A 13,136-nucleotide genomic window follows, 5' to 3' on the forward strand; every position below is an offset into this window, starting at 1 on the left:
GTTCCGCAGATAAGCAACGTATCTCATCATCAGGAGTGATCACACATGAACATGAATCTTCCATTGAACCTGAATGAATACCTGTATCTCATACCCCCTCATTCAACCGGTAGGCTAAACAAATGGAACTGATGCGCAAGCTTGGTTCCTATGTTGTCTTTCGGTTTTTTCTTAGTCTGGGTGTCGCTGTTCTTGGTGGATTACTGTTCACAGCCATTCATACACCGATCCCATGGTTGCTCGGGCCAATGGTATTCATGCTGCTTGGTTCCCAAGTTGCCAAATGGCCACTCATGTGGCCCGCCTCCATTCGAGACTATGGCATTCTGATTGTTGGCTATTCGATTGGACTCACCTTAACAGAAGAGGCACTGCACGGCATTCTGCAACAACTTCCCATGATGCTGCTGATGACCTTGCTGTTAATCGGATTGTGTGTAATTACGGCCTACATCGCTTCAAAGGTAACCGACTTTGACTTCCCCTCCCTGCTGGTTGGAAGCATCCCAGGAGGACTGTCCCAGATGGTGTCCCTTGCAGAAGAGATGAAATCCATCAATCTGACGCTGGTTACCTTTTTGCAGGTGACTCGACTGATCATGATTGTCTTCGTTGTTCCGTTTCTGCTATTCAGTCCGTGGATTGGAGGCACAGCAGGTGGCGGTTCGGATCAGCCTTTCATCGACGTAGCAACATGGGATGCCCTTTTCCCCGAAATTCTCCTTTATGCTCCGCTCTGTGTAGCTGGTGCGTGGATGGCACGCAAACTTCGGTTTCCAACGGCCTTTATGCTGGGCCCCATGATCGTCATGTGTGTTATCCAATTAAGTACCGCACTGCATACGCCCAGTCTTCCAACTTCCCTGCTGAACGTATCGCAATTGATGATTGGCAGTCACGTTGGACTGATGCTCAAGCCGGAACAGTTGCAACGTAAAACGCAGACGGTGACCCTCGCCGTGATTAGCAGTGTACTGCTCATTGTTGGTGCGCTTGGATTGAGTTATCTGTTAATGAATGTGTTCTCCCTCACAGCGGCTACCTCACTACTAAGTATGGCCCCTGGCGGAATGGATCAGATGAGTATCATGGCACATGAAGTGAATGCCGACCTTTCCGTAGTATCGGGGTATCAATTGTTCCGCATCTTGTTTATTTTCTTCATCGTCTCTTCTGTACTCAAGATGATTCTCGTACATATGTTGAAAGGAAATAAAGAATATCCTAGTCTACAATGATTATATTCCTGCCTGATCCCATGCCAAAGAGAGTACCCTCTTGATATCACATCCTGCGGATACTCTCTTTTATTTGTACAGACTTCACTTCAGCGGCATTTGGCCTGTTCGCTTATAACCGAAATGACTACTCATGAATAAATTCGGTTGTACATCCAGCCCACAATGCCCACCGTAACTACCGTTGCCCCAATAATAAATGCATAATACCCCATCTTGCTCTTGGACCCCGAAGTCTGATGATCATAATAATCCGAGTTACGTCGGTAAAAGCCCATCCATAACTCTCCGATCATATTCACAACAACCAATACAAAACGTTTAACAAGTCCCACGGTATGCAAGTCTCCTCTCCCTAATCGACCTTCTTCCATATTAAGTATAATTATCCTATTTAATTAAAACAAGCCACTCAAACTTCTTTCGGTGCAGTTTCTTGCTCCAACCAGGTTAGAATATCAAATGCTTCCTGATCGGTGCTACCACACATCTCTTCCTCAGCCTGCAATCCACTGCATACGGCAGGACGATCTTTTTGGCCAAAAATTCCGCAGCGATTATCATCCGTAAGCTGCACACAACGTACACCTGCCGGCTTGCCATGAGCCATGCCCGGTATCGGTGATGATATGGAAATCGCGATACAACATGCGGCACAGCCTGTCCTGCATTCCATACGTATTCCCTCCTAATTTCAATAACTATAGTACTTGCAATATGTGTTGTAAAAAGAACGGTTTTCAGTTTTTGAACTACCTCTTAATTATGAGCGATTTATCCAGGTCCAGGTTCGTGCGAGCCCCTGCGCGATTCTCCGATTCATGCTTCGATTCGAAAAATACCCCCCATGACTTAGCGGATTCCAACTCATAGCCACGCCGCCAGAGTTCACTTCAATGTCTTCTTTAACCGCTCTCTCATACGCAGGATCAATGGGGCGTAACGGATAACCCAGAATATCATCCCGATCGTAGAAGTTCACCCACTCCCCTTCCAGTCCAGCATAATATTGATTCACCTGGGCAGAGGGCACCTGAATTGGGCAACTAAAGTCATGGTAACGTAAACTCCATAAGGGCAGGGTTGTACCAAACGAGTAAAAATTAGTCAGCGTGTCCCCCCGCTCCAAAGCCGAGTTCACATCCACAATCTCAGGAACACGACTGGACGGATATTGCATATCGTAGAAGAAGTTACTCGCGATTACGGCACCCAAACTGTGGGCAACCACACAGAGCGGAGCTTCGGGTCCGTTACGCTGTGCAAGGGTATGCATCGCCTGATTCAACGTTCGATGTACGGCATCATAGTTATGGCCTTGATTTTCCACAGGTTGATATGCAACCGCGTCAGCCAGGTAATGGATGACAAATCGTCGCAGCGCCTGGTAATTCAATCCCGGAGAGCTGACGAGCTGTTGAAACAACGCCTCTTCCCGCTCCTCAAATACATCCGCCCAATATACGGGCTCAATATCCAGCATCTGTTTGGAGGCTCCAGGCAAGACCATCACCTTGTCCAATTCCTTATGCAAAGAAGTAATCAGCTTGTCCGCGTACCCTTCCTTTCGCATACCCAGCCCATGAATGACCATCACCGCAACACGTGTCATGGCTCTCCTCCTCTAGGAACTCTTTCTCCACCATATGAACGCCACTACTCGAACATGCCTGTAGCTTGTTATGTCAAACGATACCTTCTAGTGACCATTATCTTAAAAATGTGATTCTTCCATTTTATATACAGTTTACCATGATAACCATGGAAATAACGATCATACAGCAAAAAGGAGCTGCACATCCGCAGCCCCTTCATGTAGTTGTATTTAATTAACCTTTCAGATGAACCTTCAGCACACCATTCTGATTGGATGTAACATCACCTGTTGTGACTTCCACCCGTTCAACCATATCCTGACCATCTGGAATGATAATCGGAGTAATCAGCGGGTATCCCGCATCTTCAATGACCTTACGATCAAACTCCAACAGCTTTTGCCCAGCCTTAACATGCTCGCCAGCTTCGACATGCATATTGAAACCTTCACCCTTGAGGGATACCGTATTAATCCCGACATGGATCAGAACTTGTAGTCCACTCGCGTGTTCAAGAATTACCGCATGTTTACTTTTAATCACATGAGCTACCTGAGCATCAAACGGGGCAACAACAACGTTGCCGGAAGGCTCAATGGCTACACCCTCACCCATCTGTTTCTCGGCAAAAGCCGGATCAGGTACTTGCTCCAGTGACACGGCCTGGCCTGTTAATGGCGCCATGATTTCAAGCGTATTTACTGCTTCGTCCCCTACTTGAGCTGCACTACGTGTGCGCTGGTTTGGATCTGTTTTGCCAGTCGAAGAGGTAACACCCGAAGCAGCAGATTGCGATGTAGCCGCTGTAGGCTCAGCATCCGTTCCGTTGCTTGCACTCCGATCTTCTTTTCTCAGTTTGGCTCTGCCAAAAAGGACCGTCAATACAAACGGTACAACCAAGACGATCGCCATGCCGATGAAGAAGACGCCCCACTTGTTAGGGAAAATCGACAGGAATCCCGGTACGCCACCTACACCGATGGAGGTTGCCTGAACATTATTTATCGTCAGCAGCACACCACCAATTGCGGAACCGACCATACCGAAGATAAACGGATAACGGTAACGGATATTCACTCCGAAGATCGCCGGCTCAGTTACCCCGAGGAATGCTGATACCGAGGACGTTGCCGCAAGTCCTCTCATTTTCTTCTCACGCAGGACAAGCATCATCGCAAGTGCCGCTGAACCCTGTGCGATATTGGACAATGCCAGCATCGGCCACAGGAACGTACCGCCCTGACTACCAATGAGCTGAACATCCACCGCGAGGAATGTGTGATGCATACCGGTGATAACGAGCAGAGCATATAGACCACCGTATATCAGACCGCCCAGCGCCGCGTATGAATCGTATACATAGATCAAGCCGGATGTTATTGCATTCGCAATGGCGAATGTAACCGGTCCAATAATCGTAAATGCCAGGAATCCGGTAATCAGCAACGTGACTGGTGCAACGACCAGCAGTTTAATGGAATCATGAACTCTTTTGTTCAGGAAAATTTCCATCTTCGCAAGCAGATAGGCTGATACCAGTACCGGCAGTACCTGCCCTTGGTAACCGATCTTCTCAATCTCCCAGCCAAACAAATTCCATGTTGGTACTGTGCCATTATTCACGGCATCAGCATAACCGTATGCACTCAGCAGATCGGGATGTACCAGAATGAGACCAAGCACGATCCCGAGCAGCGGACTGCCGCCAAACCTTTTTACAGCTGCCCAACCAATTAGAGCTGGCAGGAACGTAAAGGCTGTACTCGCAATTGTATTAATAATGGACGCAAGATCCTTCCAGGCTGGGTAGACATCCACCAGTGATTTTCCATCAAAGAAAATGCCTGGACCTGTCAGAATATTGTTAATCCCGAGCAAAAGACCTGCAGTAATGATCGCTGGCAAGATTGGAATGAAAATATCCGAGAGTGTTTTAATCGCTCGCTGAATTGGATTTTGCTTTTTACCAGCGACCGCCTTCACATCATCCTTGGAAGAACGATCTCCCCCGGTAATCTGAATCATCTCATCATAGACCTTATCCACCAGACCAGGCCCAATAACGACCTGGAATTGTCCCTGGGAAGAGAACTGTCCTTTAACCAGGTCATTCTGATCCAGGCTTTCGGTATCCACTTTACTCTCATCATACAAGGCAAACCGGAGTCGTGTAACACAGTGTGTTGCAGCTTCAATATTCTCTTTGCCGCCGACTGCCCGGACGATCTCCTCAACCTGTTTTTTATCAATTGCCATAGTGTCACTTCCTATTTATAAAATATGATTAGTCCTGTTGTGGTACAAGCCACATATAGGATGCATACGGACTGAGGGAGATTTCCTGCGTCAGAGCAGGGGCCGCCTCTGTATTACCAATGAGTAATTCAGCTGATTTGCCTGCAATATGATCATTCCAGACTACTTCAGGAAGCGAGAATGTGACGTCCCGTTTACTGAAGTTGGATACCACAATCAGGGTTTCACTTCCATTGGTCCGTGCGTACGCAAATACATCCGGGTGTGCATCATCCAAGCGTTCATACAGACCGTCGATCAGCACGTTTACCTGTTTACGCAGGGCAATCAATCTGCGGTAATGGTAGTAGATCGAATCCGGGTCAGCCAGCTGCTGTTCCACGTGAATGGAAGGATACCGCTCATCCACCTTCAGCCAAGGTGTTCCCGTAGTGAAGCCGGCGTTCTGACTTCCATTCCACTGCATCGGTGTGCGGGAGTTATCCCGGGAACGCTCCTTCACGATTTCGAACGCTTCCTCCGCTGATTTCCCTCGTTCTTCCTGAAGCAAGCGGTACATGTTCGTCGATTCGATATCGCGGAACTCGCTAACGTCATTCCAGACTGGATTCGGCATTCCGATCTCTTCACCCTGATACACATAAGGCGTACCTTGCATTCCGTGTATCGTTGTCGCGAGCATCTTGGCACTCTCGGCACGATAGTCACCATCATCGGCGAATCGGGACAGTGCTCGCGGCTGATCGTGGTTATTCAGGAACAGTGCGTTCCAGCCTCCACCGGCCTGCATGCCTGTCTGCCACTCACTGAAGAGCTGCTTCATCGCTTCAAAATCATACGGCATCAGTTCCCACTTCTGACCATTCGGATAATCCACTTTCAGGTGATGGAAGTTAAACGTCATTGAAAACTCCCGGGAAGCCGGGTTCGAATATTGGATACAATGTTCCAGTGTTGTGGAGGACATTTCTCCTACGGTCACCATGTTGTACGGTCCGAATACTTCGTCGTACATCTCGGTGATATATTCATGTACACGCGGTCCATCTGTGTAGTACTTGCGTCCATCACCAGGCGATACGCTGCCATCGTCATCCGGGAAACGCTGATCTTTGGAGATTAGGTTGATCACGTCCATACGGAAACCGTCTACACCCTTTTCGGCCCAAAACTTAATCATATCCCGTACAGCTTTGCGTACTTCCTCATTCTCCCAATTCAGATCTGCCTGCGTTTTATCAAATAAAGTCAGGAAATATTGTCCCGTCTGTTCATCATACTGCCAAGCAGGTCCACCGAACTTGGATTGCCAGTTGTTCGGCACACCGCCATCCGGGGCAGGATCTTTCCAAATATAATAATCTCGATACGGATTATCCTTGGAAGAGCGGGATTGCTGGAACCACTCATGATCGGTCGAGGAGTGATTTACCACGATATCAATCATCAGTTTCATATCGCGAGCCTTCAGACCTTTCAACAGCTCGTCAAAATCCTCCATCGTCCCATAATCCGGATTAATCCGGTAATAGTCCGCTACGTCATATCCATTATCATGTTGCGGGGATACATATACCGGCTGCAACCACACAATATCGATACCCAGATGCTGCAAATAATCAAGCTTCTCGGTTAATCCACGAATATCTCCGGTACCCGATCCGGTTGTATCATTAAAACTCTTCGGATATACCTGATACACCGTTGATGTCTTCCACCAAGATGACGGAGTTGTATTGTTAGAACTCATGTTAACGCCTCCAATAAATTGTAATGCTCTCATGTGATGTTCTCGGTTAACTTCATATCTATATTACATAACTAAACATGTATATACAAGTTGAAACTATAATATGTATATTCTTCGCCTCTTCTACTCATTCCCCATAAACCTTTCCTCTGTAACATTTATTTTGGAATCAGCGTTCGTGAACTCCATGATATCTGTATTGGTACAACAAAAAACCGTCTGTTCTCCCCACAAGTGGTGTGGGCAACAGACGGTCTATCTTGGTTATACTTGGTTGGATATAATTAAATGGTTGTTGTACTGGTTTGTGGTAGGCACATCCTCTTATGACATCTCTGGTGAAACGGAAGCTTTCCCCTGTTTGTCCTGCAGATTCAACTTCAGTAAGGAGAGCGCAGCTTGTTCTTCCCTTTCCAGTTCAGCAGCACTGATCTCACCAGAGAGTACGGCACGCATTCTTTTCTGATCCAGCAAACCTTCCCATTTTGCAACCACAAATGCTGCAACACAGTTGCCCATCAGGTTTGTGAAAACACGCATTGTATCCATGAAACGGTCTGCACCAAGCAGCAGAGCAACCGCTGCTACCGGAAAAGCATTGACGGCTACTGCCGTTGCGGACAGGGCCAGAAATGCGGAGCCAGGTACTCCTGCCATACCTTTGGAACTTAACATCAACACCAGCAGAATCGTAATCTGCTGCATCAATGTCAGTTCAATCCCTACGGCTTGAGCAACAAATACCGTTGCCAATGATAAATAGATTGAAGCACCATCCAGATTGAACGAGTACCCCGTCGGCACCACAAGACCCACAACCGCACGATCGCATCCCGCCTTGGTTAGTTTGTCCATCATGCGTGGCATCACCACTTCCGATGATCCTGTTCCAATCGCCAGCATAACTTCAGCACGAGTATACTTCACAAATTGCAGGAAATTCAGCCCTGTGATCCACCAGGCAGCGAGTGCCAACATGATGAGAAACAACAGTGCTGCGCCGTAACAGGCCAGAATCAACAGACCAAAGGACGACAATGTGGAAGCCCCATAGGCACCTACCGTGTAGGCCATGGCTCCAAATGCACCAATCGGTGCAAGTTTCATGATATAACCGATGATGCGGAACACAATGCCGAGCAAGTTCTCAATCAGCGTCAGTACATTTTCTTTCGCCTTACTCTCCGTTGCTGCCAACGCAACCCCGAACAGGCAGGCTACGAGCAGTACTTGCAGAAGTGCATTCTGTGCGAAGGCATCCACAACACTTGTCGGAATAATATTCATGATAAAGTCTACCGTGTGCGGTAACTCGGAACCATTCGTTTTCGCTTCAATGCCACTTGCGTCTATGGTTGAAGGGTCTACGTTCATTCCGGCACCTGGGCGAAGCAGATTGGCTGTCCCCAGTCCAAGCACCAGCGCCACTGTAGTTGCAATCTCGAACCATACGATGGCTTTCAGTCCAATGCGACCTACCGACTTCAGATCCCCGATCTTGGCAATGCCTGTCACAATCACCATGAAAATCAGTGGTGCGATGATCATTTTGATCAATTTGATGAAACCTGTTCCGAGCGGCTGCAGCAAGCTACCCAGATCCGGCCACAGTATGCCTACCCCAATCCCGATGATTACCGCGACAATAATTTGAAAAAATAGTGATTTCACAAATGACATGAACGCTCCCCCTGTTTGCGGTCAATTCGGATTTCCGTTTGGTTTCCGTGTAACTTTTTATATCATTCCAGACGAGCGTTCAACAATGGAATTTCAATGTTTTTGTCATTTGTACCAAGTCTAACGGTGAAAATTGAACCTGAAACCGAAAAAAGACGAATATCGCGTCAGTTATCTTGACGTGATATTCGTCTTTATCCAAAAATACATTTATTATTGAACAGGGGTTAAATGTGGTTTATAGGGTAAGAGAATCTCCCGGAGCCAGCACACGCCCTTCCAACCCTTTTGCAGCCAGCTGTTGCACGAAATGTTCCGCATCCTGACGAATCACCGGGAATGTATCATAATGAACTGGAATTGTCAGTTTGGCATTGAACCATTCGGCCGCTTGCAGTGCATCCTCTGGTCCCATGGTGAAATGTCCACCGATCGGCAAGAAAGCTACATCAATATCATGACGATCACCAATCATTTTCATATCCCCGAAGAGACTCGTGTCTCCAGCATGCAAAATCGTTTTACCACCAATTGTAATGATATATCCAGCAGGCAAACCCGCATACATAATCCGTTGTTCTTCTTCCAACACAATCCCGGAAGTATGGAACGCCTGAATCATTTTGGCTTGAGCAAAGCCAAGATCCACCGTTCCGCCCATATTCATGCCGAGCGTATCCAGACCCTTCCAGGACATATATGTAGCCAATTCCACAATAGCCACAACTTTGGCGTTATTCGCTTTGGCAATAGGTTCAGCATCGAGGATGTGATCCATATGTGCATGTGTCAGCAACACAACATCGGTCTTGATATCTTCAGGCTTCGTGACGGCAAGCTCGTTGCCACGCAGGAAGGGATCAATGATCAGTGACTTTTCTTCTGTGCCCAGCTGTACACTGGAGTGACCATGGAACGTAATATTCAACAACTCGGATTCCTCCCGACATGTTTTATTATTTTGAAACCAATATTGATTATAAATCATAACTCTTCACCAACGCAAAATTGGATATCTTCCGCCTCACTGCTTCCTACGATATACCCTTGCTTCATACGGTTGAAGCTGAATGGCACCTTCATCGGTAGAATAACGTCTGCTTACATTGCTGATGATCAGCTTGGCATGCTCCGCATCCCACCCTTCAGGCCACTCCATCTCAGGCTCATGCCCACGGAAATTCAGAATGACCAACATCTTCTCATCATCCAGCGTTCGTGTATAGGCATAGATATCCGGATCATCCGGCAGCAGTAGTTCATACGCGCCATAGATAAGCACTTTATGTTGTTTGCGAAGCGCAATCAGCTTCCTGTAATAATGCAAAATGGATTGCGGATCACTTTCGGCATCAGCTACATTAATCTCGGGATAATTATCATTCACCTGTATCCAAGGCTGACCTTGGGTAAATCCAGCGTGTTCCGTATCATCCCATTGCATCGGCGTGCGGGCATTATCGCGACTCTTCAACCAAATCGCCTGCATGACTTCATGCTTCGACTTACCTTGACCAATGTAATGATTATAATAATTTTTCGTCTCAATATCCCGATATTGCTCGATATCCGGGAAAGCGACATTGGTCATGCCGATCTCTTCTCCCTGATAGATGTAGGGTGTTCCTTCAAGTGTAAGCATCCACGTCGCCAGCATCTGAGCAGAACGCACCCGATATTTACCATCATCACCAAAACGGGAAACCGGGCGTGGCTGATCATGGTTACCCATATAATTAGCGTTCCAACCTCTACCATGCAAAACCGTTTGCCACCGGCTCATGATTTCTTTGAGATCGGTCAATTTCCATTCCTTATAGTTCCACTTACCGATTCCGGAAGATTTGGCATCGATGAACATATGCTCAAACTGGAATACCATATTAAGCTCGTCACGATCCGTTCCCACATAAGCCAGCGCTTGCTCAGGCCCAAGTCCCGAAGTTTCGCCAACTGTCATGGGGCCGTAAGGTTTCAGGATCATGTTATTCAGCTTCTTCAGGATTGAGTGTACCTGTTCCAGGTTGGAAAAGAGCTGATAGGCTGGAACCACTGGCAGATTATTCGGATTGTGGGCACTTGGCAGACCCTCTGCCTTGGCGATATGCGCCACTGCATCGAAACGGAATCCGTCTACCCCTTTTTCCAGCCACCAATGCACCATCTCATACATTTCTTCTGCCATCTGTTCATTGTTCCAGTTGAGATCGGGCTGCTGTTCCGAATACAGATGCAGATAATATTCATTCGTCTCGGGATCATGCTTCCATACTGAACCTCCAAAATAGGATTCCCAATTATTTGGCACCTGCCCATTTTTGCCTGAACGCCAAATATAATAATCCCGCTTCGGATTCATCTTTGATGAACGCGATTCGGCAAACCACGCATGTTCATCCGACGTATGATTTAACACCAGATCCATCATGATCTTAAGACCACGTTTGTGTGCCTCTGCCAATAAGCGATCAAAATCCTCCATCGTGCCATACTTGCGCAGAATGGCGTAATAATCACGTATATCGTATCCGTTATCATGTCCTGGTGAATCATATATGGGACAGAGCCAGATCACATCCACGCCCAAATTCTCTAAATAATCGAGCTTCTCACAGATCCCCTGCAAGTCGCCATATCCGTCTCCGTCCGAATCCTTGAAGCTGTTCGGGTAAATCTGGTATACCACACTCTCTTTCCACCAAACTATATCGCCCACCTCGCTTTCATCTTTGTACTATATATAAATTGAACTAAAGGATATTTACACTGGACACTCCGATGACAGAACAACCTTCCAATCGCTGTTATCCCCAGATTTTATGAATTCCCCCTATAAGGGGAAAATCCGGTGATAGCCTATGCTTCCGATGCAGCTTTCTTTCAGAAAGCTTTTAGGCGAACGCGTTCGCTTCTTCAGGTTATTTCTGTCCTCTCCGTTTCGTGTAAATGTTTAGTTAAATTTATATATGATCTCTGTTCACTATATTAAGCCGTTAATATGTTTTATCCGAAATGATTCCCTTGTAAACATTAGTAAGGGTTCTTATGCAAAAAGACCCGGTCATGGACCGCGATCTGCGGCTCATTTACGAGTCTTTCTTGGTGAGAATAAGAATAGTTTAAATCCGGCGTAACCAATCCAGGCACCGACTGTGTTCAGAATAATGTCATCCACATCGAACGAACCTACACGTGTAATCAATTGGGTGACTTCAACACCAAGCAGAAGCAAAACAACTGTGGATGTAAAGGTCAGGAACGAACGACACCTCCGAAACAACCACGGAATCCAGATGCCCAGTGGAATGAACAATACGATATTGCCGAACAAATTCTTGACCCAGGCATCTGTATGGTACCTCTCCCTCTCCAATAGAAGTGGCCGAATGGTCTCAAAGGGGACGAGATTATATTGATAATACATGCCTGGTGTTCGTCCACTGACAAACAGTAAATTGCCCATGATCAATACGTATAACACTGCCATGAAACCAACCGTTGCAAGTATCCACTTGGAGTGGAGCCACGACTTTTCGTTCATTCCCTCTATCCTCCGACCTTGTTTTCCGCGAAGCGGTAGGTCTATTTTAACGGGATATAGATCTTCATGTCCAATTGTTCAGGAGTTGATTTCCAGACATCCGTCACTTCAAAGTCCGGTCCTTCCCTCCGTTCATAGTTCGACTGTGGCAGCCAACTGCCATAGATCATTTTCCTGATATCCTGCCCTGAGCCTTCCACGGTGAACTCTGCATACAAGCCTCCCGGAATTTCAATCGAGGTAAAACCGGGTTCAAGCACCTGAGATGCTCCACTGCTCTCTTCACCCACAATAAAAGAAAATGCTCCATCCTCTTCGAAATGACAAGCCACACCATAAGCCATATCAGGGCGTGTCCTCTCCGGGATCGCCATGAATCTCTGTTCCACACCAAAATCGTGATAAAATCCAGGTATTTCAGCATAATGCTGATTGTCATTCAGGTTGGTCTTATATTCATAGCCGGCAATCCAGTTCGGTTCCCGTGTGACCAGACGGGGTGTGTTCATATGGAATGTTCCATTAAGCGAAGTTCGATAATCATTAAAATCAATGCTCTGTTGCATCTTCAAAAGAGACAACTGATCCGCTTCCAACTTGCGCAGCTTCGCGGGTGTCTTTCCAAAGTAGGCTGAAAATGCACGGGTAAACGCCTCCTGGGATTGATAGCCAAAGTTCATCGCAATATCCAATATGCCTTCCGATGAGCCCCGCAGCATCCTGGCAGCCTCCGTTAATCTTCGTCTGCGCACATATTCCAGTACAGTGAATCCGGTGATCGCCTGAAATAAACGTTGAAAATGAAACGCCGAAAAGCTCGCAGCAGCAGACGTCTCTCTGATATTAAAATCATCCTGCAAATGCTGCTCCAGATACTCAATCGCAAGCTGAATTCGTGTGTAATGATCCATAACATCGTGTCCCCTATCTCATTCGAAATATCAAACGATTTCTTATGTAGTATGACTGAGATCCGTAACATTTTTTTGATTTTGTGTGCGAACTTGTATGAGTTAGGATAAGTGAAATCCGTTTCTCTTCATTCTGAATGTCACTATAATAAAATGTATGCCAAA

At 46.7% G+C, this 13,136-nt stretch carries 11 protein-coding genes; 1 reads left to right on the forward strand and 10 read right to left on the reverse strand.

Annotated features, from left to right (window positions below):
• Nucleotides 1-122: 122 nt before the first annotated feature.
• The gene (locus tag AB4111_RS03720; protein ID WP_442030521.1) at nucleotides 123-1,238 is read left to right on the forward strand and encodes an AbrB family transcriptional regulator; all 1,116 of its coding nucleotides are present in this window, start codon (nucleotides 123-125) and stop codon (nucleotides 1,236-1,238) included.
• 131 nt (nucleotides 1,239-1,369) lie between these two features.
• On the opposite strand, the gene AB4111_RS03725 is transcribed toward AB4111_RS03720, so the two are convergent.
• From AB4111_RS03725 to AB4111_RS03770, 10 genes are all read right to left on the reverse strand, one after another.
• Nucleotides 1,370-1,573 carry a hypothetical protein gene (locus AB4111_RS03725; RefSeq protein ID WP_339242039.1) on the reverse strand — a complete coding sequence of 68 codons (204 nt, stop codon included), beginning with the start codon at nucleotides 1,571-1,573 and terminating at the stop codon, nucleotides 1,370-1,372.
• Between the two features lie 77 nt (nucleotides 1,574-1,650).
• Entirely contained in the window at nucleotides 1,651-1,914 is a 264-nt protein-coding gene (locus AB4111_RS03730) for a YkgJ family cysteine cluster protein (protein ID WP_442030522.1), read from the reverse strand.
• An 87-nt stretch (nucleotides 1,915-2,001) separates the two neighbouring features.
• Nucleotides 2,002-2,850 carry a chemotaxis protein gene (locus AB4111_RS03735; protein ID WP_442030523.1) on the reverse strand — a complete coding sequence of 283 codons (849 nt, stop codon included), beginning with the start codon at nucleotides 2,848-2,850 and terminating at the stop codon, nucleotides 2,002-2,004.
• Nucleotides 2,851-3,067: 217 nt separating this feature from the next.
• Nucleotides 3,068-5,089, reverse strand: coding sequence for a PTS system trehalose-specific EIIBC component (gene treP / locus AB4111_RS03740; protein WP_253434519.1), 2,022 nt, complete (start codon nucleotides 5,087-5,089; stop codon nucleotides 3,068-3,070).
• Nucleotides 5,090-5,117: 28 nt separating this feature from the next.
• A complete protein-coding gene (gene treC, locus AB4111_RS03745) occupies nucleotides 5,118-6,839 on the reverse strand; it encodes an alpha,alpha-phosphotrehalase (protein ID WP_442030524.1) in 1,722 nt (573 codons plus the stop codon).
• Between the two features lie 324 nt (nucleotides 6,840-7,163).
• Entirely contained in the window at nucleotides 7,164-8,519 is a 1,356-nt protein-coding gene (dctA, locus tag AB4111_RS03750; RefSeq protein WP_339260736.1) for a C4-dicarboxylate transporter DctA, read from the reverse strand.
• Nucleotides 8,520-8,757: 238 nt separating this feature from the next.
• Nucleotides 8,758-9,450, reverse strand: a complete 693-nt coding sequence (locus tag AB4111_RS03755; RefSeq protein WP_339242027.1) for a metal-dependent hydrolase — start codon at nucleotides 9,448-9,450, stop codon at nucleotides 8,758-8,760.
• A 93-nt stretch (nucleotides 9,451-9,543) separates the two neighbouring features.
• Entirely contained in the window at nucleotides 9,544-11,235 is a 1,692-nt protein-coding gene (locus tag AB4111_RS03760; RefSeq protein WP_442030525.1) for a glycoside hydrolase family 13 protein, read from the reverse strand.
• A gap of 366 nt (nucleotides 11,236-11,601) precedes the next feature.
• The gene (locus AB4111_RS03765) at nucleotides 11,602-12,060 is read right to left on the reverse strand and encodes a VanZ family protein (protein ID WP_442030526.1); all 459 of its coding nucleotides are present in this window, start codon (nucleotides 12,058-12,060) and stop codon (nucleotides 11,602-11,604) included.
• A 41-nt stretch (nucleotides 12,061-12,101) separates the two neighbouring features.
• Nucleotides 12,102-12,971, reverse strand: coding sequence for an effector binding domain-containing protein (locus AB4111_RS03770; protein WP_442030527.1), 870 nt, complete (start codon nucleotides 12,969-12,971; stop codon nucleotides 12,102-12,104).
• Nucleotides 12,972-13,136 lie beyond the last annotated feature (165 nt).

This window comes from Paenibacillus sp. 2KB_22 (assembly GCF_052115745.1).
Taxonomy (GTDB): Bacteria; Bacillota; Bacilli; order Paenibacillales; family Paenibacillaceae; genus Paenibacillus.